Origin of the sequence: Paenibacillus mangrovi, from assembly GCF_022898935.1 — a bacterium.
Lineage (GTDB): Bacteria > Bacillota > Bacilli > Paenibacillales > Paenibacillaceae > Paenibacillus_AQ > Paenibacillus_AQ mangrovi.
This window is the reverse complement of the sequence record NZ_JALIRP010000004.1, coordinates 238,939-263,869: the sequence shown is the minus strand read 5'-3', so window position 1 is coordinate 263,869 and position 24,931 is coordinate 238,939. Positions and strand designations below refer to the sequence as shown.

24 protein-coding genes and 1 riboswitch are annotated in these 24,931 nt (G+C 46.6%); of the genes, 20 read left to right on the top strand and 4 right to left on the bottom strand.

What is annotated here, in order from left to right:
- Window positions 1-246: 246 nt before the first annotated feature.
- Window positions 247-1,476 carry an aminopeptidase gene (locus MUG84_RS11895; protein WP_244725233.1) on the bottom strand — a complete coding sequence of 410 codons (1,230 nt, stop codon included), beginning with the start codon at window positions 1,474-1,476 and terminating at the stop codon, window positions 247-249.
- Between the two features lie 231 nt (window positions 1,477-1,707).
- Window positions 1,708-2,940, bottom strand: a complete 1,233-nt coding sequence (locus MUG84_RS11890) for an aminopeptidase (protein ID WP_244725232.1) — start codon at window positions 2,938-2,940, stop codon at window positions 1,708-1,710.
- A 180-nt stretch (window positions 2,941-3,120) separates the two neighbouring features.
- Here MUG84_RS11890 and MUG84_RS11885 point away from each other — a divergent pair, with 180 nt between their 5' ends.
- The 6 genes from MUG84_RS11885 to MUG84_RS11860 all read left to right on the top strand — a co-directional run bounded on the left by MUG84_RS11885 (window position 3,121) and on the right by MUG84_RS11860 (window position 7,166).
- Window positions 3,121-3,387 (top strand): hypothetical protein, encoded by a 267-nt coding sequence (locus MUG84_RS11885; RefSeq protein ID WP_244725231.1) that lies wholly within the window; start codon window positions 3,121-3,123, stop codon window positions 3,385-3,387.
- A 42-nt stretch (window positions 3,388-3,429) separates the two neighbouring features.
- Window positions 3,430-3,690 (top strand): metal-sensitive transcriptional regulator, encoded by a 261-nt coding sequence (locus MUG84_RS11880; RefSeq protein WP_244725230.1) that lies wholly within the window; start codon window positions 3,430-3,432, stop codon window positions 3,688-3,690.
- A 98-nt stretch (window positions 3,691-3,788) separates the two neighbouring features.
- Entirely contained in the window at window positions 3,789-4,253 is a 465-nt protein-coding gene (gene lspA, locus MUG84_RS11875; protein WP_244725229.1) for a signal peptidase II, read from the top strand.
- A gap of 40 nt (window positions 4,254-4,293) precedes the next feature.
- Complete coding sequence (locus MUG84_RS11870; protein WP_244725228.1) at window positions 4,294-4,863, top strand: nitroreductase family protein; 570 nt, start codon at window positions 4,294-4,296, stop codon at window positions 4,861-4,863.
- Window positions 4,864-4,969: 106 nt separating this feature from the next.
- Window positions 4,970-6,217 (top strand): DUF445 domain-containing protein, encoded by a 1,248-nt coding sequence (locus tag MUG84_RS11865; protein ID WP_244725227.1) that lies wholly within the window; start codon window positions 4,970-4,972, stop codon window positions 6,215-6,217.
- A gap of 40 nt (window positions 6,218-6,257) precedes the next feature.
- Window positions 6,258-7,166, top strand: coding sequence for an aldo/keto reductase (locus MUG84_RS11860; RefSeq protein WP_244725226.1), 909 nt, complete (start codon window positions 6,258-6,260; stop codon window positions 7,164-7,166).
- 97 nt (window positions 7,167-7,263) lie between these two features.
- Here the strand turns inward: MUG84_RS11860 and def are convergent, their stop codons facing one another.
- Window positions 7,264-7,779, bottom strand: a complete 516-nt coding sequence (def, locus tag MUG84_RS11855; protein WP_244725225.1) for a peptide deformylase — start codon at window positions 7,777-7,779, stop codon at window positions 7,264-7,266.
- Between the two features lie 194 nt (window positions 7,780-7,973).
- On the opposite strand from def, the gene MUG84_RS11850 reads away from it, so the two are divergent.
- The 12 genes from MUG84_RS11850 (at window position 7,974) to MUG84_RS11795 (ending at window position 21,867) form a co-directional block, all read left to right on the top strand.
- Window positions 7,974-9,668: a M3 family oligoendopeptidase gene (locus tag MUG84_RS11850; RefSeq protein ID WP_244725224.1), complete on the top strand. Its 1,695-nt coding sequence runs from the start codon at window positions 7,974-7,976 to the stop codon at window positions 9,666-9,668.
- Between the two features lie 84 nt (window positions 9,669-9,752).
- Window positions 9,753-9,995 carry a DUF3951 domain-containing protein gene (locus MUG84_RS11845; protein WP_244725223.1) on the top strand — a complete coding sequence of 81 codons (243 nt, stop codon included), beginning with the start codon at window positions 9,753-9,755 and terminating at the stop codon, window positions 9,993-9,995.
- 269 nt (window positions 9,996-10,264) lie between these two features.
- On the top strand, window positions 10,265-10,702 hold the full coding sequence (locus MUG84_RS11840; RefSeq protein WP_244725222.1) for an Hsp20/alpha crystallin family protein: 438 nt from the start codon (window positions 10,265-10,267) through the stop codon (window positions 10,700-10,702).
- A gap of 147 nt (window positions 10,703-10,849) precedes the next feature.
- Window positions 10,850-11,027, top strand: a riboswitch (M-box (ykoK) riboswitch).
- 314 nt (window positions 11,028-11,341) lie between these two features.
- On the top strand, window positions 11,342-12,046 hold the full coding sequence (locus MUG84_RS27490; RefSeq protein ID WP_244725221.1) for a response regulator transcription factor: 705 nt from the start codon (window positions 11,342-11,344) through the stop codon (window positions 12,044-12,046).
- A 4-nt stretch (window positions 12,047-12,050) separates the two neighbouring features.
- Window positions 12,051-13,448, top strand: coding sequence for a sensor histidine kinase (locus MUG84_RS11830; RefSeq protein ID WP_244725220.1), 1,398 nt, complete (start codon window positions 12,051-12,053; stop codon window positions 13,446-13,448).
- Window positions 13,449-13,524: 76 nt separating this feature from the next.
- Window positions 13,525-14,067, top strand: coding sequence for a hypothetical protein (locus MUG84_RS11825; RefSeq protein WP_244725219.1), 543 nt, complete (start codon window positions 13,525-13,527; stop codon window positions 14,065-14,067).
- A 45-nt stretch (window positions 14,068-14,112) separates the two neighbouring features.
- Window positions 14,113-15,243, top strand: a complete 1,131-nt coding sequence (gene ftsW, locus MUG84_RS11820; RefSeq protein WP_244725218.1) for a putative lipid II flippase FtsW — start codon at window positions 14,113-14,115, stop codon at window positions 15,241-15,243.
- A 14-nt stretch (window positions 15,244-15,257) separates the two neighbouring features.
- Window positions 15,258-16,418, top strand: coding sequence for an FtsW/RodA/SpoVE family cell cycle protein (locus MUG84_RS11815; RefSeq protein ID WP_244725217.1), 1,161 nt, complete (start codon window positions 15,258-15,260; stop codon window positions 16,416-16,418).
- Between the two features lie 286 nt (window positions 16,419-16,704).
- Window positions 16,705-17,865, top strand: coding sequence for a type III polyketide synthase (locus MUG84_RS11810; RefSeq protein ID WP_244725216.1), 1,161 nt, complete (start codon window positions 16,705-16,707; stop codon window positions 17,863-17,865).
- Window positions 17,858-18,580, top strand: a complete 723-nt coding sequence (locus tag MUG84_RS11805; RefSeq protein WP_244725215.1) for a methyltransferase domain-containing protein — start codon at window positions 17,858-17,860, stop codon at window positions 18,578-18,580. The genes MUG84_RS11810 and MUG84_RS11805 overlap by 8 nt, the downstream gene beginning before the upstream one ends.
- A gap of 33 nt (window positions 18,581-18,613) precedes the next feature.
- Window positions 18,614-19,762 (top strand): NAD(P)/FAD-dependent oxidoreductase, encoded by a 1,149-nt coding sequence (locus MUG84_RS11800; protein WP_244725214.1) that lies wholly within the window; start codon window positions 18,614-18,616, stop codon window positions 19,760-19,762.
- 14 nt (window positions 19,763-19,776) lie between these two features.
- Complete coding sequence (locus tag MUG84_RS11795; protein WP_244725213.1) at window positions 19,777-21,867, top strand: MMPL family transporter; 2,091 nt, start codon at window positions 19,777-19,779, stop codon at window positions 21,865-21,867.
- A 38-nt stretch (window positions 21,868-21,905) separates the two neighbouring features.
- On the opposite strand, the gene coaA is transcribed toward MUG84_RS11795, so the two are convergent.
- Window positions 21,906-22,829: a type I pantothenate kinase gene (coaA, locus tag MUG84_RS11790; protein ID WP_244725212.1), complete on the bottom strand. Its 924-nt coding sequence runs from the start codon at window positions 22,827-22,829 to the stop codon at window positions 21,906-21,908.
- A 215-nt stretch (window positions 22,830-23,044) separates the two neighbouring features.
- Here coaA and MUG84_RS11785 point away from each other — a divergent pair, with 215 nt between their 5' ends.
- The gene (locus tag MUG84_RS11785; RefSeq protein ID WP_244725211.1) at window positions 23,045-23,980 is read left to right on the top strand and encodes a DNA-binding transcriptional repressor DeoR; all 936 of its coding nucleotides are present in this window, start codon (window positions 23,045-23,047) and stop codon (window positions 23,978-23,980) included.
- A 249-nt stretch (window positions 23,981-24,229) separates the two neighbouring features.
- The gene (deoC, locus tag MUG84_RS11780) at window positions 24,230-24,898 is read left to right on the top strand and encodes a deoxyribose-phosphate aldolase (RefSeq protein WP_244725476.1); all 669 of its coding nucleotides are present in this window, start codon (window positions 24,230-24,232) and stop codon (window positions 24,896-24,898) included.
- The last annotated feature ends 33 nt before the right edge of the window (window positions 24,899-24,931 follow it).

The window sequence follows — 24,931 nt, the reverse complement described above, 5'->3', positions numbered from 1 at the left end:
TATTGGGCTTTCGTATCTGTTAGGTTAACGCTCTTGAGTCTACTTTACGGGAAACCGGACCGAATACCGGCGCCAATCTGGAGGGATGCAATTTGCCCTTAATCCGAAAAATTCACAAAAGTTCATAATAATATGATAGCAAGATATTGAAAGAAACGTAAAAAACCGAGCTGGAGGCTCGGTTTTTTACTGCTTATTTCATATCGGAAAATGATCGTCTTTATGACTAAAGGGATGTAAAGTATCCTATGCCCAGTCGCCGTTCACGAAAATGGCTTCTTCTTTGCCGTCTTGGGTGATGCCGGTAATGTTCATTTCCGGATGGCCCATCATGAAATCGACATGCGTGATGCTTGCGTTCATGCCATGAGAGGCCAGCTCTTCTTTAGACATGGTTTTGCCGCCTTCGATGCTGAACGCATAGGAACTGCCAATGGCCAGGTGACAGGAGGCGTTTTCGTCAAATAGAGTTGTCAGATACAAAATATTGCTTTGCGAAATCGGAGAATGGAACGGAACGAGCGCTACTTCACCAAGATAATGGGAGCCTTCGTCCATACCGATCAGACGGGCCAGGGTATCTTGTCCTACTTCAGCGGTAAAGTCTACGATGCGGCCATTCTCAAAGGTAAGCTTGAAGCGGTCGATAATATTGCTGCCGTAGCTTAGAGGCTTGGTGCTGCTGACATAGCCGTTGACGCCAGTTTTGAGCGGAGCTGTAAATACTTCCTCCGTAGGAATATTGGCTACGAAAGTGGTTCCTTGCTCGTTCACGCTGCCGGCTTGAGCCCAAATATGTCCAGTTGGAAGCTCCATGGTCAGATCGGTTCCTGGAGCAACAAAGTGCAGCTTGTGATAGTTCTTGCTGTTCAGTTCGTCGGATTTGGATTGAAGGGTGTCAACATGCTTATGCCATGCTCCGATTGGATCCTCCTGGTCCGCGCGTACGGCATAGAAAATGGCATCCCATAGCTTGGATACTTGCTCTTCTTTAGGAGCGTCCGGGAATACCTTGGCAGCCCAATCCGGGGAAGGGAAAGCAATGCCTGTCCAGCTCATCTTATTGGCTTGCTGATACTGGCGGTACTTGGCCATCGCTTGTCCGAAGGTACGCTGGTAATTGGCAATGCGCTCGGGGCTGACGCCTTTGAGCAGATCCGGATTGGCGGAGATGAGCGTCAAAAATGCCGCATTCTGTTCAGCCAGCTCCGTCCATTCGCGAGCTTGGGCAGTTGGAGGGATCAGGAAGGACTCTTCCGGTGCCAGGTCGTATCTGAGACGGGTTACGACTTCGTCCGTGTAATTCACCTTGACCATATTAGCCCCTGCTTCATAGGCTTTCTTGACGATCAGCCGCACGAGCTCTGCGGCATCGATGGCGGCACTGACGACGAGAGTTTGACCCGGCTGCACGTTAGCCCCGATTTTGACGGCGAGCTCCGCGTAATTGTTTAATTTGTCTTCAAAGGTTAACATGGTTCATTCCTCCTGAATATCGATAGGATGGATTAAAGGAATTCTTAGGCTTTAAATCATTCTATGACTATGGATTATTTTTCTATTGTAAATCATCCGAAGGTCAAATAGTATCGAAACTTATCTGTTGATAAGGAAATAGAGTCTTCCCCGCTCCGCAGGAAAGACTCTACCCGACTCCAAGGGCTGCACCTTATGCAGACAGCATGGATGCTATTTTGGAATCAAAACTTAAAATGCCCAGTTTCCTTTTTTAAATACAGGTTCTTCCGTACCGTCTGCCATTACGCCGAAAATGTCCATTTCACTGGAGCCAATCATGAAGTCGACATGTGTCACACTGGTGTTCAGTCCATGATCGGTGAGCTGTTCCTGTGTCATTTCTTTGCCGCCTTCCAGACAGAAAGCGTACGCGCTGCCAATCGCCAGGTGGTTGGAGGCATTTTCGTCGAACAGTGTATTGAAGTACAAAATGTTGGAATCGGAGATCGGGGATTGATGTGGAACCAGGGCCACTTCCCCGAGGTAATGGGAGCCTTCGTCCATTTCCACCAGATGCTCGAGCACTTTCTGGCCTTCTTCAGCCTTGACGTCTACAATACGACCGTTTTCAAATGAAATGGTGAAGCGGTCGATGATATTGCCGCCGTAGCTAAGAGGCTTAGTGCTGCTGACATAACCGTTGACGCCCGTTTTCAGCGGGGCCGTGAAGACTTCCTCCGTTGGCATGTTGGCGACGAAGCTGTGACCTTTTTCGTTAAAGCTCTCGCCACCAGCCCAGATATGGCCTTCCGGCAGCTCGATCGTCAAATCCGTGCCCGGAGCTATGTAATGCAGTTTCTTGTATTTTTTCTCGTTAAGCACTTTCGATTTATGATCCAAGGTTTCCAAGTGATTGGTCCAGGCTTCAACGGGGTTGTCTTGATCGACGCGGACCGTATGGAAAATAGCATCCCAAAGCATCTGAACGCGTTCTTCCTGAGGTGCATCCGGGAACACTTTGTCTGCCCATTCCGGGGATGGAACAGCGATCAGGCACCAGCTGAATTTATCAGCCTGCTGATAGGCGCGGTATTTGGTCATCGCTTGTCCTCTGGCCTTCTGATTTGCAACGATACGCTCCTGTTTGATGCCTTTTAGAAGGTCAGGATTCTCGGCAAGCACATGCAGTATAGCCGCTCCTTTTTCTACCAGCTCAGTCATTTCGCCCGCATACCATTTTGGCGATTCGGAAAATACTTCGTCTGCCGCATGCTCATATTTTAAGCGGGTGATTTTTTCATCGTTCCAATTCACTCGAACTTCGCTTGCTCCCGCATTGTATGCCTTTTCCGTGATCATGCGAACGAATTCAGCCGATTGAACGGGGGCGTTAACAACGAGAATTTGTCCCTTTTGGACATTGGCACCGACTCTGACAGCCAGATCGGCGTATTTGTTTAGATTTTCCTGAAAATCTGCCATGAACTTAGACCCTCCAATAGATTCGTCATGAAATGCCTGAAAATGGGATAATTAAAATCCTCTGACTAGTATTGTACTAAATTGGATGACATATTGAAAATATGTTCGCTCTGGATGGAAAGTATACCGCACATGGTATACTATAGAGACAACGAGATGGAATAAAGGAGATATGTATACATGGAATTCCAAATTATTAAAGCAGACATGAAGCAGGATGAGGACAAGCAGTACCTCGGACATGTGACCTTCACTTTACCTGGGCACCAGTCGCAGTATGAAATCACCCTTTTCAGCAAAAAGGGCAAGGAGTGGGATTACAGCCTGAATTTCGCCGGGGAATCCGGCATCGAGGAAGAATTCCTGAAGACTGACGAGCAGCTAGAAGAAGACGATGATTTGTTTGATGCTTTAGTAGACGCTGCACTTGAATCCATGGAGCAGTAAACATATATAGAGCTAGAATCAACCAGGAAAGGGTGAACGAAAATGAATTATGATGATAATGTCGTCCGGCGCTTGAAGCGGCTCGAAGGGCAGGTCCGTGGCGTACTGAATATGATGGAAGAAGGTAAAAACTGCAAGGATGTGGTGGCTCAGCTTTCTGCCGTTCGAAGTGCGACGGATAAAGCGATGGCCTATATTGTCGCCATGAATCTCGAACAATGTATTCTAGAAGAGCACGCCAAAGGAAACGAAACCGGCACGCTGGTCAAAGAAGCGGTGGAACTTTTAATAAAAAGCCGATAACAGGGCTGAAAAGTTTATAAGGCAGGGAGACACCTTCCTGCCTTTGATCTGCCGACACACCTATGCAGGTGTATAAGCAGACGAAAGGAGGGATAGATATGGTCTTTTACATATTATCGCTTATCGTTCTACTGATTGATCAAGGTTCGAAATGGTGGGTACGGAATCATATGTCGCTCGGCGAATACCGAAGCGTTCTAGATCCCTATCTTCATTTTGAGTATTATCAAAACAGCGGGGCTGCCTTCGGTTCTTTTCAGGGATTTGGTAAATGGTTTGCATATCTAGCGGTCGTTGTCGTAGGAGTCATTATCTATTACCGCTTCAAAGGCGTCTTGAATGGAATCGTTATGGAACTGGCCTCGGGATTTATTGTGGGAGGTGCGCTCGGCAATGCGCTCGACAGGTTCTTTTTCGGCAAGGTCACTGATTTTATCGTATGGGGATCGGGTTCCGGAATTATGAATTTCGCCGATTTGGCGATCAATGCGGGAGCACTGCTCTTGATTGTGGGCATGCTGCTGCGCAGCCGACGTGAAAGACGTTCTTATTCTATTAAATAATCAAATCACTCAGGTCTTCATAGGAAGCGGAAAGGAAACTATGGATAACAACCATTCATCGGTTTTGGCACAAATTATAAGGGGAAGAAGGTCTGTCAAGACCGGTTATAAAAATATTCCTGTGCCGCAGGAGCTCGTACTGGAACTGCTGAATGATGCGATATATGCACCTAATCATAAGCTGCGTGAGCCGTGGAGGTTTATTTTTGTACCTACGGCCGCTAAGCAGATGTTCGCACTGGAAATGGCCCAGCATTATCCGGATGACATGTTCGAGTACCGAGTCAAATACTTTAATGAGCCGGCTGCCTATTTGATCATCGTCATGCCGGACATTGACGACCCAAAGCAGTACGATGAGGATTACGGGGCGGTAAGCTCGATGATTCAGAATTTTCAGCTATTGGCATGGGAACGAGGACTCGGCTCGGTCTGGAAAACGAATATGCATATCCATGATCCGAACGTAAAAGAAATGCTGGGGGTTCAGTCTGAAGAGCGGATTGCGGGATTTCTGCATCTTGGGTTCTTCGACGAAGCGCCGGAAGGCAAGACGAGAACACGTGCGGAAGAGAAATTTACGGTCTATGAACCGACATATGATTTGTAGCTCCCGATTAAACGGGAGTTTTTCTGTTCAATCATTGCCCAGGGAGGATCACTTTCCGGTCCATCTTGGGTAGAATGTGGTTATATACTTAGCGGAGGGATTCAACATGAAAACCAGATATTTGGCAGGAACTTCCCTTGCGGTCATGGGGGCAGGATTTGTCATCACCCTGTTTTTGCCGCAAAATATAGCGGTTAGCCTGCTCCAAGGCGGATTTGAAGCGGGACTCGTCGGTGGCTTTGCCGACTGGTTCGCGGTGACGGCATTGTTCCGCCATCCGATGGGGATACCGATTCCACATACGTCTTTGCTGTTACAAAATCGCAATAAAATTGTCAACTCGCTCATTTCCGCATTGGAAACCGAGTTGCTGAACAAGGAAAGCATTACCAAAAGGCTGCGCCAATTGAAGCTGTTCAATGGCTTGTCCACCGGCATTTTGAAACTGGTAAGCAAAAAAGAAATCCGGCTTAAGATCATCCATATCGTTAGTGATGTGATTCGTCAGATTCCTCTCGAACAGATGACACCTTCCGTTCAAAAGTCGCTGGTGAATTTTGTGCAGCGTCAGGATCTGTCACCTTTGCTTGAAGCTGCATCCCGCCAAGCTTTTCAAAGTCAGCTGGATGAGAAGGCTTTGAACTATATTCTGAACTTTGCAGGAAAATGGGTTAGTCGGCCAGAGAATGAGTATATGCTGGGACAACTCGCGAGCAACAAGCTGCAGGAAATTCAGCTGAGTGGAATGAAGGGCTTTGCTTTACAGGCGATGCTGGGATTTTTAAGTGAGGAGAAGCTCGGGAATATTCTGAAAAACCTGATTCTGTCCTCCATCCATGAAATTCAATACGAAGATAGTCTTGTCCGGCAGCGCATTCTGGTAGAGGTTCGCCAGCAGGTATCCAATTTTACAGAGAATCGGGAAGTAGCCGAGCGTTTGAAAATGCTGATCGGGGATAAATTAGCTGATCCAGGCTCCGAGCAGTGGATGCTGCGTAAGCTTGAGGAGATTCGGGCCCGTATATTGCTGATGCTGGAGCAAGAGCAGATGAACGGGGGACGCGGTGTCATCAAGGTATACCGCTGGATCACCAATATGCTGCGGGGCAAGGAAGATATGATGGAACGCTGGGAACAAGGGATTTTATCCCTAATCGTTAAAGCAGTTGAGGCGAACTATTACCGTATCGGTCTACTGGTTCGCGACAATTTGGATCAGCTGGATGACCAGGCTCTCGTCCAGATGCTTGAAGAGAAGGTCGGCAGTGATTTGCAGTGGATCCGTGTGAATGGTGCCATCTGCGGCTTTCTGATCGGACTTGTACTGACCGTCATTCATATGATCATTGCCTAAAATGGATAATGAAGAAAAATCGCGGAGAGGTGACTTTGATATGAAAAGAAATCGTCTTGGAGCTTCGGAGCTGTATGTTAGTGAGATCGGGCTTGGATGCATGTCACTGGGCACGGAGGAAAAAGAGGCTGCGCGTCTTGTGCACGAAGCGTTGGACCGGGGAATCAATTTCCTGGACACGGCGGATTTGTATGATGAGGGCCGGAATGAAGAAATTGTGGGCCAGGCACTAAAGAGCCGGCGTAGTGACGTCATCCTTGCCACGAAAGTCGGAAACCGGCGCATTCCTGGCAAGGAAGGGTGGAGCTGGGACCCATCCAAGTCCTACATCAAAGCTGCCGTTAAAGACAGTCTGCGGCGCCTGCAGACCGATTATATCGATTTGTATCAGCTGCATGGCGGCACGCTGGACGATCCAATCGATGAAACGATTGAAGCATTCGAGGAGCTGAAGCAGGAGGGCGTGATCCGTTTCTACGGTATTTCGTCGATTCGGCCTAACGTGATCCGTGAATACGTGAAGCGTTCAAATATTGTTTCTGTCATGAGCCAATACAGCATTCTGGACAGAAGACCGGAAGAAGAGGTACTGCCATTGCTGGCGGAAAATGGGATCAGCGTGATTGCGCGCGGACCTGTCGCTTCTGGCGTATTGGCCGAAGCAGGGGCAGGTAAGGTGAATAAGGGTTACCTGGATTACACGCCTGAAGAACTACTTGAGATTCGCAGGAAGCTGGAATCACTAGTACGTCCAGAGCGAAGTATGTCGCAGACCGCGATCCGCTATTCGCTAGAGCAGCCGGTAGTTGCTGCAGCCATACCGGGGGCAAGCTCGCTAAAGCAGTTGATTCATAATGTAGCAGCTTCAGAATCGCCGGTATTAAGTCCTGAAGAGTTGGATTATATCCGTAGCATTAGCCGTGCGAATGTATATACTGCGAATCGCTAGTTAATGTTTCTGCATCGAAAACTTCAAATCAACTGAAATAAACCGTCCTGCTCTGTGAAGCTCACTGTTGCAGGGCGGTTTTTGGTTAGCGATAAGGCTATGATTTTCGTGAAAGCTTGAGTGCCTCCATGAGATCGGCCTTCTGTTTGGTAGGCTCCTTGAAGAGCTGGCCTTCCTCGACATGGTCGATGAACAAAATTCCGTTCAGATGATCGATTTCATGCTGAATGCATCGAGCCAAGTAGCCGATACCTTCCAGTTCCATTATCTCACCTGTCCGGGTCAGCGTTCGGATTCGAACATAGTTCGCACGTTTAACGATGCCGCTGTATCCAGGATAAGATAGGCAGGCTTCCGGTCCAATCTGCTCGCCATGCATTTCCAGGATTTCCGGATTGATCAGCTCAATCAGACCTTCGCCGCAATCCATTACAATCAATCTTCGCAATATGCCGATTTGCGGTGCGGCAAGGCCAGCCCGGCCCTCTTCGGCGTAGAGTGTATCGACCATATCATCCAAAATTTTCAGCACTTTAGGGGATAGTTCATCGACGGGCTTAGCCTTTTTTCTGAGGACGGGATCGCCAAAGGGAAGGATCTCTTTCTCTGCCACTTTTCATGCCTCCTGAATTTGTTTTATGCCGTCATTTATTGCTAATTAATGTATGCTTCTGGAGGTTGGACGGATGACTGATCAATAGGTACTAACAAAAAGAAACGTTAAATTTTTTTGAACGATGGTAGAATCTTCTTCCCATCTCCATGTATAATAGGCATAACCCTAGTTTTGAAAGGAAGTGTGATGGTATGAAATTCAGCGAATATAAGTATGAGCGCCCGGATATTCAGGACATCAAGGTGAAATTCCAACAGCTCGTGCAAAAATTTGAATCTGCAGATCGGCTGGAGGATCAGGAGCAGGCCATGTCCGACATCAACCACCTGCGCAGTGAAGTGGAATCGATGTCCGAGATCGTAACGATCCGTCATTCCGTCGATACCAACGATGCCTTTTACAAAGCCGAACAGGACTACATGGACGAGGTAAGGCCGATTTACCAGGAATACATAACTGATTATTACCGCGCGTTGGTAAATTCTAAATTCAGAAGCGAGCTGGAGGCAAAATGGGGAACCCAGCTGTTCCTTCTCGCCGAAATGGCACTCAAATCCTTCAGCCCCGAGATCATTGAGGATCTGCAGCAGGAGAACAAGCTTTCAACCGAATACACGCAGCTGATTGCCTCTGCGAAAATTCCATTTGAAGGCGAAGAACGTACACTGACCCAGCTTACGCCTTTTGAGCTCTCGACAGACCGTGATTTACGCCGCAGAGCTTCGGAAGCCAGATATCAATTCATGGCTGAGCATGAAGCGGATTTCGACCGGATCTATGACGAACTCGTCAAAACACGTACCCGTATGGCGCATAAGCTTGGATACAAAAACTTCGTTGAACTGGCTTATGCCCGAATGAACCGTACGGACTATAATGCGGAGATGGTGGCTAATTTCCGTAAACAAGTTCAGGAATACATTGTACCTGCCGCAACGAAATTGAAGGAACGTCAGCGCGCTCGAATCGACGTAGATAAGCTCTACTTCTTTGACGAGAACTTCAGTTTCAAAACCGGCAATGCTACTCCAAAAGGAGATCCAGACTGGATTCTTGCTAACGGGGTGAAAATGTACTCCGAGCTGTCTCCAGAAGTGAATGAATTCTTCACCTTTATGGTCGAAAACGGCCTGATGGATCTTGTCAGCAAAAAAGGCAAGCAGGGTGGTGGCTACTGCACATTTATCAGCAAATACGGCGCTCCGTTCATCTTCTCCAACTTTAACGGTACCTCCGGTGACATCGACGTGCTTACACACGAAGCGGGTCATGCGTTCCAGGTTTACTCCAGCAGACATTTCGACATTCCGGAATATCACTGGCCAACCTACGAATCGGCTGAGATTCATTCCATGAGCATGGAATTCTTCACTTGGCCTTGGATGAACCTGTTCTTCGAGGAAGATACGGACAAATATAAATTCGACCATCTGAGCCATGCGCTTCTGTTTGTGCCTTATGGTGTATCTGTGGATGAATTCCAGCACTTTGTGTATGAGAATCCAGATGCAACTCCGTCTGAGCGGAAGCAAGCTTGGCGTGAGATCGAGAAGAAATACCTGCCTCACCGCAATCATGGGGACAATGAATACTTGGAGCGCGGCGGCTTCTGGCAAAAACAGGGGCATATTTTCCAATCCCCGTTCTATTACATTGACTACACGCTTGCGCAACTGTGTGCATTCCAGTTCTGGAAACGCATGAACGAAGACTGGAAATCCGCTTGGGCCGATTACTTGAAATTGTGCCAAGCCGGCGGCAGTAAGTCGTTCACAGGTCTGGTTCAATATGCCGGATTAAAATCCCCGTTCGAGGATGGATGCGTGGCATCTGTCATCGGCGACATCGAAGCCTGGCTTAACCAGGTAGACGATACGGTCCTTTAATTCTTATTGTATCGCTATAAAATGAGCTAAGTAGGTTTGTCATTGTATATAAAATAGAGCTATCACCTGTTAAGGAATGATTTTATGAATGCGATCCTATTCTTAATGTTTTCCTTCACAGTCATACTAATTGCATTAATAGGTATAATTGCTTTTAAAATAGTCAAAAAGAAACAACTCCCTGATTGCTATTACACCCCATTCGACTATATTACTGGTCAAACAACTGTTGAATTTCACGAAGAAAAAGAAGAGGAAGAGGAAGAAAACGGTCAGGGTGACGATAAGGATAAAAATTTAAAAAAGTTGTATGCAGCTCTCAAATGAACCTATTGGAAATTTCCGACCTGATTCCATCATAAAATCCGAAAACCTATCTAACTTAAACGTCTGTCCATAGGGCAAGCGTTTTTTTTGTGAGTTTTAAAAAGTCATCAAAGGTCAAAGGGGGTTATAGTCAAATTCACGTAAGTCGTAATACAACGTCAGATATCGTCCTTTTTTGCTTGCTTTGAACTTTGAACGTTTTTGCGTGTAAGCCGTACAATAGAACTATAAAGAAAACAACCACATGTAAGCCAAGGAGGAGAATATCGATGTCTGATCTGATTCCTTTTAATAAACGTACCGATGCTTTTTTAAGCAGCATGATGAAATCTTTTAACGATATGTTTGAATCCGCCGGAATCAGCGAATTAGGAGCGAAATCTTTCCGTACAGACATCCGGGAGACTGAAAATGCTTATTACATCGAGGCGGAGCTTCCCGGGTTCGATAAGAAAGACATTCAGATCGAGATGAAAGGGCAATATTTGACGATTTCTGCGATACGAAATGATGTTAAAGAAATCAAAAATGATATTGAGAAGGTCATACATCAAGAGCGTCATTACGGTGAATTTATCCGCCGCTTTTATGTCGACCGAGCCGATGAGGACCAAATCAAGGCAAAGCTCGAACATGGCGTATTGAAGATTGTAGTTCCTAAAGTAGCGACTGCGGAAGAAGGCAGAAAACGAATTCGGATTGAGTAATGAAATATCATCCTTGCTTCCATCAAACGTCTGTCCTTGACCCCAAGGCAGACGTTTTTTTGCATTCGGATTCACTGAGAGGGAAGTTTGCAGAGTAATCCTATTGACAAACGTATGAGACAAGGATTACGATGACTAAGAAATTGCATATGTCCTCGTTACGTGAGGCTCCTATATAAACACTGGCCGCTGCGCAGAAATTTCGAAAGATGCCCATGGTTAGAACGTGGGTTGCCGGATTAAGGCTTTTCATAAAAGTGGCTAACGACTCAACCAGTATTTTCGTGCGTTTGTAATGCCCTCTAGTCGTTTCTAGAGGGCATTTATTTTTGAAAAGGGGGGATTTCCATGGAAGGCGGCACGAGTCGAAATATTATCTCAGTCATCTTCTTATATTTTGTGAAGAGAAAGAGCTACGTTCCATGGGATCTTCCGTATTTCTTACGCCCATTTCGATATGCACTGCAGCGGGGGATCTCAGCCGGGTAATGATTGCATGAAAGCAATCCCATTAACGGAACAAACGCGACTCTTTCTTGACGGAAAGAGTTTTTTGTTTTGAGATCATTCCATGTTAGAGCATGCGCGTGACCGTAACTTTCAATTGGATTTACCGGCTTCGGCCGAGGAGGTGGAATCGTGGATACTACGAATCGTAATCAGGTGCTCATTGTTGAAGATGATGCCAATATCAGACGTTTTATATCGATCAATTTATCGAATCACGGATTTGTGGTGAATGAGGCCGCTTTTGGTGAGAAAGCTTTACAGAGCTATAGGGCCAATCGCCCGGATATTATCGTGTTGGATATCATGCTGCCGGATGCCAATGGACTAGAAATCTGCCAGATGCTGAGAAAAGAGGACCCGGAGGTCATTATCGTTTTCTTAACGGCATCGGGCCAAGATTTGGACAGAATCAAAGGACTTGAAATCGGTGCAGACGATTATATTGTCAAACCGTTTAATCCGCTGGAGCTTGTAGCCCGGATTAAAGCAATATTGCGCCGTACGGATATTTCCTTAAAGCCGCAAAGACATACGCTTGAATCCGGTCCGATTCGGCTGGATATGAGTTCAAATAAGGTTTTCAAACATGACATCCATATTGAACTTACGCCAAAGGAATTTCAAATGATCCGAACCTTTCTGGAACATCCCGATACAGCGCTATCAAGGAACGAATTGCTGAACCTCGTATGGGGGGAGGATTATGTTGGAGATCCCAAAACGGTAGATGTTCATGTGCGAAAGCTACGGGAGAAGATAGAAGATGACGGCTCCAAGCCACATTGGATCGAGACGGTATGGGGACTTGGATACCGCTGGAGGAAGGACGGTTGAAGGAATGAGCATTCAGAAAAGATTAGTCGGAAGTTATCTTGTGGTCATCACCCTTACGGTGCTCATTCTTGAAGTTTTTCTCATTCTTTCCGTCAGATATTATTATTTTCATAATATTGAGCGAGTGTTGATGAACCAAGCGGAGTTATCCGCTTCTTTTTTTGAGCAGTACTTTGCTGAAGAAGATCTGGAACAACAATCGGAGCGCCTGCTGCAGGGGTTTGCCTACCATTCCGATGCACAAGTACAGATCATTCATCCATCAGGCCGGCTTTTGCAAGACTCGACCGGATTTTCATCTCGCATTACGATGACCCAATATGCCGATGTGCAGTCTGCGATATCTGGGGAGCCAGGGACATGGAGAGGAAAGGACTCTTTAACCCAAGAAGCTGTATTATCAGTTTCCTATCCCTTGGAAGCACACCATGTCACTGTGGGAGCAGTCAGGTTCGTCACATCTCTGAAAGCTACAATAACGACGGTGAACCAGATCACAGTCCTGCTGATTGGGGTTGGCGTGCTTGTAATTGCGATCGTTACCGTTCTTGGGTTATTCCTGTCCGGAACCATTACCAAATCCATTAAAGACCTTAAAAAAGCTGCAGACCGGATGACAGATGGGGATTTTAGCATTCATGTACACAAGCGGTACCGGGATGAGCTGGGCTCATTAGCGGATACGTTTAATATGATGGCCAGCAGAATCGTGAAAAGCGAAAAGCTGAAGAATGATTTTATATCATCCGTTTCGCATGAACTGCGTACACCGTTAACATCGATCAAAGGCTGGGTCATTACATTAAAATCAAATGGAGCTGGGAATAAGGAATTATTCCATGAGGGACTTGAAATCATTGAATCCGAGAGTGACAGGTTAGGCCGGATGTTGAACGAACTCCTGGATTTCTCCAAACTGGATAGCGGAAGAATCGCCTTGCACATTGCCCCTGTGAATGTTACGGAATTGCTGAATCATATAGGCAGGCAGCTTGCTCCGAGAGCCGCACGGCAAGGGATCGCTCTTGACTTAGAGGCGGACGGGATTCTTCCAGTCATCCAAGCAGATGAAAACCGCTTGAAGCAGGTATTGATTAATCTGATTGATAATTCGCTAAAGTTTACGGACACCCCGGGCCGTATTACCGTACATGCCACTACTAAACAGAAACACGTCGTAATCACCGTTACGGATACGGGTTCAGGAATCTCAGAGGAAAAGCTTGCGAACGTACTTCAAAAGTTTTATAAGGAAGACCCTCACGCACCTGGCAGTGGTTTGGGTCTGGCCATATCGGATCAGATCGTGAAGCTTCATCATGGCGAATTGAGAATAAGCAGTAAGATAGACATAGGAACGAAAGTCCAAATTAGTCTACCGATCGAGGGACCGGAATTTTAACTATTTCATAACCACTTTATGTTATCTAATCGATATGATAGAAATAAGCTTGCGGGCAGGAGAGTAGGTGAGCGTAATGCCGAGAAAGTTCAAGGGTATTCATATTTTGTCTACAACTATAATATTGCTGCTTGGAGGATGCGGAGTTCCGTCAACTCCCAAGGATTTGATCGAACCACCGGTACCGGAAACAAGCCTTCAGACCGGCAATATCAGTCAAGATCTGATAAAGCTGCTGCCTCAGAAAGCCCAAATCCTGTCTCCAGTTCAGGAAAAAGCGGGCAATGATATATCGTTTGGTGATATGGACGGGGACGGTGTTGATGAAGCTGTCATTGTATACAAAGAGAAGAATAAGACCGGCAAAATGCTAAAAGCAGCGCTGTTCACGCTTCATCAAGAGCAGTGGCATAAAATCTCGGAGGTTGAAGGTTATGGGTATGGACTCGATTATGTCAGGATGACGGATATCGATCATGACGGCCGATCGGAGCTTGCGCTCGGTTGGTCTTTGGGCGAAGCGGGCAATGGTCTGAATATTTACAGTTGGCGAAATGACACTCTAAAACTGCTATCCAAGAAGGTGTACCAAGAAAAGCCAGATTTGAACCTGAAATAGAGCATCCGCACGGGCAGCTGTCTAAACCGGGAGGTGTCTTATGAATTGAACAATAAAACAAGAGGCCGCCCGGACTTTCTGCTTCTTTTTTTGACCTTTTTTCTGGTCGGATTTGGTTTGATGATGATATTTAGCGCAAGTTATCCGATAGCAATCGCTAAATATGATACTTCATGGCATTACGTCGTTAAACAAGGCGTATTCGCGCTTTTGGGTTTATTTCTGATGTTCATTTTTATGAATGTTCCCCTCTCGAAATGGAAGAAGGCTTCACCATTTCTGCTGCTGTTCACGCTGCTGATGCTCGTATTTGTGTTAATAGGGGGCGGTAATGTCAATGGCGCCACACGCTGGTTTGCGGTGGGTGGTTATACTCTGCAGCCCTCCGAATTTACCAAACTAACCGTTATAGTCTATTTGGCTACAATTATTAGCAGAAAAGGGAAGCGAATTCGTGACTTCCGCAGAGGCCTGATGCCAGTCATGACGGTGGTCGGCATTATTCTGCTGCTGGTCCTCAAACAGCCGGACTTTGGTACGGTTTTAATCTTATCCAGCATTGCCGTAACGATCCTATTGGTCGGAGACGCGGATCTTCGTCATCTATTTTTGCTAGGTACGGCATTGATTCCGGTCTTTGTGTATCTCACGTTCAGCAAAAGTTACCGTCTTCAGCGGATCAATTCATTCCTGAGCCCGATGGATGATCCGAAAGGATCCGGATATCAATTGATCCAGTCGCTTGATGCATTTAAGCATGGAGGATTATCCGGGACAGGAATCGGTCATAGCATTCAAAAGCTGTTTTATCTGCCTGAAGCCTACACCGATTTTATTTTTGCCGTCATTGGTGAGGAATTGGGGTTCATTGGCACATCTTTGCTTATCATCGTATTTTTCCTTTTCGTTTGGCGGGGGTTCGCGGCGGCTTTTAGGAGTGAAGATCCATTCGCATTCATGCTCGGCATAGGGATCGTGATCATGATATTTGTGCAATTCCTGCTGAACGTCGGAGCTGCCATCGGTATTTTGCCTATTACGGACGTGCCGCTTCCCTTTATCAGCTATGGGGGATCATCGCTCATTTTGTGTCTGGCGAGCACGGGCATTCTGCTGAACATCTCACGGTTAAACCATAACAGACGTCAAGAAGAGCGCAGAAATTTAACAAAATAGAGGTTGTTCATCCTATGTTTAATATCCGTTTAATTACCAAATTGGATAAGTCTATGTTGTTTATCGTGCTTTGTCTGGTTTCGATCGGAACCATTGCGATATACAGAGCCACAGAAGGCACGCATTTGGAAGGACTTCATATCAGCAATATCGTTCTTTTCACTGCATTCTGCATTCCAATGCTGATTCTCGCTATCATGGATTATAGAATTCTATTAGGAAAGTTGTCTTACGTATTGTATGGGATCGGCATCGCGATGCTCATTCTGGTGAAGTTCACCGGGGAGAATATTAACGGGGCGTCCCGTTGGCTGAATATAGGCCATTTCCAGCTACAGCCATCCGAATTGGCTAAAATATTTACGGTTCTGCTGATTGCTCATTTATTGGGTAAGCGGAAAGGGCAGCAGCTCCGTGTTTTTCAAGATTTGCTGCCGATTGGCTTGGTTTTTCTAGTGCCTTTCATTCTAATCATGCTGCAGCCGGATTTAGGCACGTCACTCGTCTTTGTAGGTATCCTGCTAAGTATGCTGTGGGTCGGCAACATCCGGTCCTTGTATATGATTTTGTTCATCGGTCTTGGGATTTTGATCATTTGCACTGTATTTTGGCTCTATAATGTCAATTATGAGCTGTTGTCGAAGATCGTGGAGCCCCATCAGATGGCAAGAATTCAGACTTTTCTTGATCCAGCCAGTGATCCCAATAAATCATGGCATGTCAAAAATGCAATGAAAGCGATCGGTACGGGTGGATTGAGCGGAAGCGACGGAGTCTATGTACGCAGAGGATTCATACCTTACGTGTATTCGGATTCCATCTTTGTGGTAATCGGCGAGGAATTTGGCTTTTTAGGTTCTTCCGTCCTGCTGCTGCTGTATTTGCTGCTCGTATACCGCATGGTGAATATCTCCATGGAAAGCAAAGAGCTTGCCGGATCCTATCTTGTTATCGGCTTTATCGGCATGCTGGTCTTTCAAGTCTCCGTTAATATCGGTATGCATATTGGCATTTTCCCTTTGACGGGCATATCTTTGCCGTTCATAAGTTATGGAGGCAGCTCCTTGCTTACCAATATGCTCGCAATTGGATTGATTCTGAGCGTAAATGCTCATAAAGACGATATTGCTTTAGCCGATTTAAGTGACACTCCATGTGTCTTGAAAACCGGATAAGAAACTTTATATAAGCAATCGGCTCGATACATTAGACAGTCACCCGGCATGGGTGGCTGTTTTTGGTGTATTCAGTGTTTCGGATACATGCATATCATCGTTTCTACGCAGCTCCGTGGTGCTTAAGAGTCTTGTGTTTAGCTTTTCCGCGTGCATGTTTTGCTCTATTCTTGCATATTTCACTTTATTCAGGAATAGACTTGTCTCACGATGTCTCATTTTCAATATTTGATTTCTTGCGTTTTTTAAATATGGAATAGTAACAGAGAGGGAGGTGCAGAAGCTGATGAAGGATCCGAACTATGCAAACACGGCAGCCATCATCGGAATTGGTACAAGCATCCCGCCATATAGGCTTGAACAGAATGAAGTATTCCATCGAATCGAAGCGTCCTGTAAAAAGGATTCGGATGTGATGCGCTGGGCCCGCAGAATATTTAGGCAATGCGGCGTGGATACGCGATATACCTGCGAGCCTGATTTTCAGGAAGAGGCAGGATCTTGCCGCTATTTACCGGATCATGATGGGGGCATAGTGCCAACGACTTCTGAACGGATGGAGGTCTATCGAAAAGCATCCGTTCCGCTTGCCGCACAGGCAGCACGTGAGGCCATAGCAGAGGCAAAGCTAGATCCTTCCAGCATTACGCATCTCATGACAGTCAGCTGTACCGGGCAGTTTCTGCCAGGACTCGATACACTGTTGGTCAAGGAACTGGGATTATCCCTCCGTATCAACCGGATTCCGCTTATATTCCAAGGCTGCAGTGCCGGATTAAAGGCAATTCAGCTTGCTAAAGGTATTGTGGAAAGCTGCCCATCTCATAACGTGCTTGTCGTATGTGTTGAGCTATGTACGATACATTTTCAGCCTCCGGCTTCACGTGAAGCGCTGTTTGGAGCCTCTTTTTTTGGCGATGGGGCATCGGCCTGTGTCATTAGTTCTGCAGCGAGCGGTCATGAACATATATTCGAGCTGGGAAAAGGGCATTCAGTGCTCATTCCGGAATCCGAAGATGAAATGCTCTGGAAGGTAGGCGATCATGGATTTGACCTCTATCTCTCACCGGCTATTCCCAAGCTGCTCAAAACTTTTCTAAGAGAAGAAGTAGAGCTGCTGTCCGAAGGCCGTGCGCTTCCGCCACTGTGGGCCGTTCATCCCGGAGGAAGAGGAATTGTAGATGCGGTACAGGAAATGTTCCAGCTTGATGATTCTCAGGTTGCGTACAGCCGTAACATTTTGAAGAATTTTGGTAATTTGTCTTCGGCCACGATCCTGTTTGTACTAAAGGAAATGAGGAATAATCTGATCGAGCGGGGTACGGAACAGGCTGACGGGGTATCTCTTGCTTTTGGACCGGGTCTGACGGCAGAATTGCTAAGCTTTACATATGTTCATAACGTGAAGAAGCCATATTCAGCTAGGAGAGACGCAACATATGTTTAATGTGCTTAACAGCCGCTCGGTAGAAGCGGAATACATGGATGATTTCAGTTCAGGTGGCGAAGAATTGCTGGAGGCGCTTCAGCATCTCCGTAGACTGAACCGGATATTCGCTGCGGCGGGGCCTTTGCTTCATGGCATTAAAGAATTATGGATTCGTTCCGGCAAGCCTAAGCGGCTTCATGTGATGGATATCGGAGCAGGCTCTGGAGAATTGAATCGCCATATTCTGCGATGGGCAGACCGGATGGGAATCGACATAGAAATCACTTTGGTAGATGTGACCGAAGAAGCGTGTATTGAAGCACGCAAGATATTCATAGATGAACCCCGTGTAAGAGCTGTTAGGCAAGATGTATTTGATCTCGAGAAAGCTTCTGCTGATATGCTGATTTCCTCGCAGTTTCTGCATCATTTTAACGATGATGAGCTTCTGGAAGTAACTAGACAGATGTTGAAATGCTCCCGTCTGGGCATCGTCATCAGTGACATTCATAGACACTGGATATCCTGGTCCGCAGTATGGCTAACTGCACATCTTATATCTACGAACCGGTATATCCGCCATGACGGTCCTTTATCTGTAGCCAAAGGCTTTCATTCCTCCGATTGGAAAAGATTGAGTCAGGCTTTGAGCACTCATGGGGAATACAAACTTCATTATTCATGGAAGCCTTTGTTTCGTTATAGTGTCGTGATATACAAATATGTTGAATAGGAATCACGTTAGTCGGAAGAGAGGGGAAGACGGATGCCAGATGCAGTGGTGATTGGGGGCGGCCTGGCCGGAAGCAGTCTGGCAATCCGCCTCGCAGCACTTGGATGGAAGACCATGTTATTGGATCGACAGAGTTTTCCCAGGCACAAGGCCTGCGGAGAATTTCTGTCTCCGGAGACGCGGGACATGTTCCGCGAGCTGGGAGTACTTGGACACTTAGAAGCACTTCAGCCCGCATTGATCTTCAATACGCGCCTGATCTTTAGGCATGGGGGACGAGTAGAGGCAGAACTTGGGCAACCCGCTTGGGGATTAAGCAGATATGCATTGGATGCTGCCTTGCTGGAGTCTGCAGAAACCTTAGGTGTACGAGTACAGACTGGAACTGCTGTGTCCAGTATTGCTGCCAAGCATAAGGGTTTTCGGGTCGGAATGCGGATGGACGGAGTTTCCGAAGTGATTCATTCCCGCAGTGTTATTGCGGCATGGGGAGCGCATCCACGTAAGGAGCTTACCGGCAACCCGCATGGCCGGAGTGCAGCTGGGAAGCGAGCCTATATCGGGCTGAAGGCTCATTTTACAGGGATGCGTTTAGACCATACGGTCGAGCTTTACTTTATTCGCGGAGGTTATGTCGGCGTCTCGCCTATTGAAAATGGGTTGACAAACGTGGCTGCGCTGCTGCCGCTTGCCTGGACGCGGGGAAAAGGTAGCTCCGTTTCGGAACTGCTGCTTTCGGTTGCGGAAGAAAACAAACAGCTGCGAGACAGGCTCCGGGAAGGTGTGCTGCTGCCTGATTCGCAGGTATCAGCCGCACCGGTTTATTTATCCGAGAAGCCCATTTCTTGGAGCATCATTCCACAGGTGGGCGATGCCGGAGCGATGATTCCCCCGCTTTTTGGAGACGGGATGTCAGCAGCACTCCGCTCGGCCAAAATTTGTGCATTCCACGGAGACCGCTTTCTTCGTAGAGAGATAAGCATGAAGGACTGGAAGGAAGCCTACTCGGCAGATATGGACAGTGAATACGGATCTATTTTGCGATGGGGACATTATTTGCAGACACTTGCCAGCATGCCGGTAATCCCTCGGCTTTGGACAGCCGGGACAAGATTATTTCCTCAGCTAGCCGGATTTATGGTTCAGGCAACCCGGTTGAACGGGAAAACTCCGCTGTCTTAAGGGGAAGATGTGTAATGGGATTCCGATTACTCGCATATTTGATTCACCGCCATCCAGGTGCGATTGTGGCATGCTGGGCGGTGTTTTTTATTTTCTTCGGTTCTTTTTCCACCCAGCTTCCGTCATCCGTTCATGGCCCGGGATTGGATGTCGATGGGTCAGCAAGACGTGTGCAGCAGATTCTGAATGAGCGTCTCGGGATCCCCGTTGACCCCATTTATGTTGTATTTGAGCGGCATGCCGATACTACGGCTGCAGGGTTTAGAACGGAAATCGATATTGTACTGAATAAAATAAGAAAATTTGACGGAGTGGCATTGGTCATCTCTCCTCTAGAGCATCAGGAACTGATTCGGGATGGAACAGCTTATGCGGTTCTCGATTTGAAAGAGCCATCTTATCAGCAAGCATCACTCATCACCCAAATACGCGGTTTGACGTCTAAAGTCAAGGGTACAGCTGTTCAGCTTACGGGTAAATCAGTGATCCAGGAGGATGTAAACCGGGCAAGCATGCATGATTTCAAAGTGGCGGAGCGCATCGGAGTTCCGGTGGCATTCATGATTCTACTGTTTGCATTTGGAGGCTTCTGGTATGCATTCATTCCTGTATTGACCGGACTTTTAACTGTTTCTTCAGCCATGGGGATGATGGTACTGGTCAGCAGAAGCTATGATCTTGAGCTGTCCAATTTTATCTTAAATGTCATTCCGATGACTGGCCTTGCGCTCAGTTTGGACTTTGCTTTTATCCTCACCAGCCGCTTTAGGGAGGAACTACGTACAGGCAGTGCGCCAAGAGCACTTCGATCCGTTATGACTACATCCGGTAGAGCTGTCTTTTACTCCTCTGTATGCGTGTTATGCGGTTTAAAGGCTGTATCGTTTATTCCCATGCCGATGTTTAGTAGCGCCGCAATAAGCTCAATGGTCGTCGTAGTGCTGGCAGCAGCGATCAACTTGATGCTGGTACCGGCCGTACTCATGCTGCTGGCACCTCTCCTGAAGAATAAGGCGCGCCTCAGCCTCATCCCTAATCCGAGTTATAGGCTGTGGTCATCCTGGGCGGATCTAGTGATGCATAGACCTCTGCGTACGCTATTTACGGCAGTTTTCCTGCTTCTTTTGTTGCTGATCCCGGCATTCCAATTGAGAACATCCGTTCCGGATGCAGCCTCGCTGCCGGTCGACATGGAATCGAGACATGCCGATGAGGTGATTCGTACACATTTTGCGCAAAAAGGGACTGAAGTTCTGGTTGTGCTTCAGCCTGCGGGTGAGGTATTTACTGTAAAAGAAAGGGAAATAGCTTACTCATGGCTGGATGTATTACAGAAAGACCCTATGGTCATTGATCTGAAGCCGCTCCAAATGAAGAGCACAACTGCTGAACTATCATCGAAGATAGCTGTTTATCAAGTTTTGCTGAATGGCGAACCTGGCTCCGCTAGGGTGAATGAATGGTTGAGAGCTGCGGAAGTTCAGGCTGATGCTTCAGGCATGCATATTTTGCTGGGCGGTGAAGCCAAATCACAACAGGAGGTTAAAGATGCGATAGCCCGTTCGCTCCCGCAGATGCTTGGATTTATTATGGTTTCAAACTTGCTTGTGTTGCTCATCGCATTTCGGTCGCTTTTGATCCCACTTAAGGCTTTAGTTATGAATGTGTTGAGTATCACGGCTTCTTTAGGGGTGTTAGTCATCATTTTTCAGACAGGAATCACTGGGCAACCGCCGGTGGATATAGCCATCATGGTGCCTGTATTTATTTTTGGACTTGTGTTTGGTGTGAGCATGGACTATGGGGTGTTTTTAATCTCACGGATGTCTGAAGCTTTTGAGGATACCCGGGATCCTGAGCATGCAATCCGGCATGGATTGGCAGCGACGGGGAAGCTGATTACTTCGGCAGCAGCCATACTTATTGCAGTTACGCTACCGTTTGTTTTTGGGGCGGTGGAGGGGGTTAGACAGCTTGGGTTTGGCATTGCAGCTGCCGTATTCATCGATGTTACACTCATCAGACTACTGATTGTTCCTTCGCTGATGAAGCTGCTGGGGCATTTGAATTGGTGGGTACCGCGCTGGCTTCGGTCATCCCGATAGCTTAGGCACAGTACCCTTTGCTTAATTATTAGAATTTATTATTTTCGGAGTAGTATCTGCTCGATCATGTGGTTGGCGCCTTTTTTAATAATAAGCTTGGCACGTTCCTTGGTTGGCAAAATGTTTTCATGGAGATTTTTGGCATTGATATCACGCCAGATATTCTCTGCTGTATGAATGGCTTCTTCCTCCGTTAGAGATGCATATTTGTGGAAGTAAGAGCGAGGATCCCGGAAAGCCGTATCCCTCAGCATATGGTATCTCTCGATGTACCAGTCACGGATATCCTCTTCATCAGCGTCGATATAAATGGAAAAATCAAAAAAGTCGCTCACAAAATAGGGTTGCTGCGTATTGACCTGAAGGACGTTGATTCCTTCCAGAATCAAGATGTCGGGCTGATCCACGTGCAGCGTTTGATCATCCAGAACATCATAGGCCAGATGGGAATATACGGGCACTTTAAGAGCAGGCTCCCCCGATTTGATGCTGCTGATGAAATGCATGAGCTTGTTAATGTCATAGCTTTCTGGGAAGCCCTTCTTGTTCATGATGCCTTTAGCCTCGAGTACCCGGTTCGGATATAAGAATCCGTCGGTTGTCACGAGATCGACTTTAGGATGCTCATCCCAGCGGGATAACAGGTGTTGCAGCAGCCGCGCAGTCGTGCTTTTGCCTACGGCAACGCTGCCCGCAATTCCAATCACGAAAGGGGCTTTAGGTGCCGGCACGCTGAGAAAAGAGTTCATCTTGGCCTGGAAATTTTGAAAGGACGTTACATACAGATGCAGGAGGCGTGCCAGGGGAAGATAGACTTTCGTTACTTCCTCGATGGCAATTTTTTCGTTCAGACCCTTTAATTTTTCGAATTCCTCCTCGGACACCGTCAGGGAAGGGAGATCGCGGGATAAGGCCCAGGTTTCCCGGTCAAATTCAAAATAAGGAGAATATGTATCGTTCATAATTGGCTCGCTTTCTATGTCTTCTGAGAAGGTATCTCGATTGATAGTTTTGTAATATACTGTTCATATACGAAATTTTCGTAGTTCTTATCTTATCAAATAAACCTCGCCGAAAAAAGCATATCTTCTGGCCAACAGGAATTTGGGAAGAGATCTGGAAATGTTAGTCATCATGAGTACCGATTATAGATATAGAGACGGGTGAGTAGACAAAGATGGACATTGAAAAACAACGGCTATCGATTGAAGCTGCAAGACTGTATTATCAATCGGATTTCAGTCAGCAGGATATCGCAGCACGACTTGGAGTTTCCCGTCCGACGGTATCTAGACTTCTGCAGTTTGCGAAGGAACAGGGGTATGTCAGAATCGATATTGTCGATCCTAACGAAGATTTGAATGTCCTTTCGCAGAAGCTCAAGAACAAATACGGATTGGATACGGTTCAAGTGTGCTACTCGCCGCTGAATACGTATGAAGAGATCAAAAAGCATATTACCAAACAAACGGCAGATTATCTGCATGAGACCATTCAAGATAAAGATATTATTGGCGTGACTTGGGGAACAACGATGTATGCGGTTGCTCAGCAGCTGCAGCACAAAAATGTAAAAGGAGTGGAAGTCGTGCAGCTCAAGGGTGGTGTCAGCCATTCCCATGTGAATACGTATGCGGCAGAGACGGTGAATTTATTCGCAGAAGCTTATCAGACCGTCGCGAGATATTTGCCTCTGCCGGTTATTTTTGACAGCATTGACCTCAAGAGAATTGTGGAAGAGGACAGGCATATTAACAGGATCATCGATCTCGGGAAGCAGGCTAACATTGCTATTTTCACGGTAGGTACCGTGAAGGAGGATGCGCTGCTGTTCCGGCTGGGTTATTTTAACGAAAAAGAGCAGAAGCTCCTCAAAAAGAACGGGGCAGGAGATATATGCTCTAGGTTTTTTGATAAAGATGGCAATATCTGCAGTGAAGAAATCAACAACCGGACAGTTGGCATCGATCTGTACGAACTTCGGAAGAAGGAGAAATCGATTCTCGTCGCTGGCGGACAGCGTAAGGTGGAGGCAATCCATGCAGCGCTGGCGGGCAAATATGCGAATATTTTGGTTACCGATCAATTTACAGCACAAGCACTTTTGGCATAATGTTGCAAAATCTGTCATAGACACATATGGCAGATTTTTTTTGAGCAAAATAGTCAGGGAAGCTTCACAAATCGTTCATGAACATAATTTCATGATAGTGTTTACATATGTTCAATCGAGTGATATGATAATCCTGCAAATAGAATGCATAAAGGCAAAAAAGCTTTGGCGTTCTGCAAAATAAAAACCTTTTCAATTCAAGAAAATTGGATAAATAAAAGGTATGAGATTCTTGAAGGAGATGACATGATGACAAATCTTGCAAGTATGATCGATCATACGCTGTTGCGTGCAGACGCAACACAAAGTGAAATTGCCAAATTGACGGAAGAAGCCAAGAAATACGAGTTTGCTTCCGTATGCGTTAACCCTGCTTGGGTGAAATTCGCTGCAGAACAATTGAACGGAACCAAAGTAAAAGTGTGCACCGTAATCGGTTTCCCTCTAGGAGCATCGACTTCGGCTGTGAAAGCATTTGAAGTTAAGGATGCTATTGAAAATGGTGCAACTGAGGTCGACATGGTCATCAACATCGGCGCTCTTAAAGACAAACAGGACGATGTCGTTGAAAAGGATATTAAAGCTGTTGTTGATGCCGCTGCCGGCAAAGCGCTGGTGAAGGTCATTATCGAAACTTGCCTGTTGACTGATGAAGAGAAGGAACGTGCATGCCGCTTCTCGGTACAAGCTGGTGCTGATTTTGTAAAAACGTCTACCGGATTCTCCACAGGCGGTGCAACACCAGAAGATGTTCGTTTGATGCGTCAAACCGTAGGTCCTAACGTTGGAGTTAAAGCTTCTGGCGGCGTACGCAGCCTTGAGGATATGAACAAGATGATCGAAGCAGGCGCGACAAGAATCGGCGCAAGCTCCGGCGTGAAAATTATGGAAGGCGGCCAGTCTACAGCTTCTTATTAAGAATATAGCGATGCATCCGACTGCCTTAAGTAA